Below are 1,307 nucleotides of genomic sequence, written 5' to 3'. Positions count from 1 at the left end.
GGCAAGGCGCGGCGATCCAGCTTGCCGTTCAGGGTCAGCGGCACAGATGCAATGCGGGTAAAGCTGGCCGGCAGCATATAATCCGGTAAACGGCCGAAGAGGTAATTCATCAGGGTGTCATCGGACAGGGCTTCCTCTGCCACCAGATAGGCGGCCAGCACTTTATTCCCCTTGTGCTCGCGGTCAATCACCACGGCCTGTTTCACCTGCGGATGAGAAGCAAGGGCGTTTTCAATTTCGCCCAGTTCAATGCGGTAACCGCGGATTTTGACCTGAAAGTCATTGCGCCCCAGATATTCCAGATCGCCGTTCGGTAACCAGCGCACCAAATCACCGGATTTGTACAGGCGGGTATAGCCTCTGGCTGTGTCTTCTGCGGTGGCAAAGGGATTCTCCACAAAACGCTCGGCGGTCAGTTCAGGCCGGTTTAAATACCCCCGTGCCAGCCCGGCCCCCCCGATATACAGTTCTCCGGGGGCCCCGATGGGAGACAGGTTTCCCTGTTTATCAAGAACATACAGACGGGTGTTATGAATAGCCCTGCCAATATTCGTTGCGATGTCCCCGCTTTGATATTCCTTCACGGTTGCACAGACCGTCGCTTCTGTTGGACCATAACCGTTTAACATACAAGCGTTTTTACTGAAATGTTCAAGGAAATCTAAGGTTGGCGATTCTCCCCCCGTCACTAATGTTTGTAAGGAGGGTAAGTCAGCACCGTTTAATAACTTCAGTATCACTGGCGGTAAGATGGCGGTTTCAATACCTTCTTGCTGAATAAGTTTTTCAATGGCTGGGGCATTACGTTCTGTTTCGCTGCAAATGTAAATGGTAAGGCCGTTAAATAAACTGGAAAACAGTTCGAAAACAGAGCCATCAAAGACATAAGCGGCAAACATTAATATTTTTCTTTTCTTTGCAATATTAAAGATGTGGGTTTGTGTCACATTTAAGTGGGCGACATTTTTATGCTCAATCATGACACCTTTTGGCTGGCCGGTGGTGCCGGAGGTATAGATGATATAGGCCAAATCAGTGGGTTTGTTGATTGGCGCCGGATTTTCCACAGACTGGCCTGCGGTAACTGTCAGGTCATCTGTGGCTATCCGTGCCGGCGGTTCAGCGAGTGTTTGGGTATATGCCGCCAGTGCCGCCAAATGATGTTGCTGAGTCAGCACACACGAGGTCTGGGTATCCTGTAGAATAAAATTGACGCGTTCCGCGGGATATGCCGGTGAAATAGGCACATAAGCGCCACCCGCTTTCAGCACGGCCAGAATACTGATCACCATTTCCAGACTGCGGTC

At 50.7% G+C, this 1,307-nt stretch carries 1 protein-coding gene; it reads right to left on the bottom strand.

The genetic code is table 11. From position 1 onward, the window contains the following. Nucleotides 1–1,307 (bottom strand): amino acid adenylation domain-containing protein (locus Xmir_RS22110; protein WP_145956956.1); only part of this gene is annotated, 1,307 nt, incomplete at both ends.

This window comes from Xenorhabdus miraniensis, assembly GCF_002632615.1.
The sequence above is the reverse complement of the archived record's forward strand: the minus strand, read 5'-3'. Positions and strand labels throughout refer to the sequence as shown.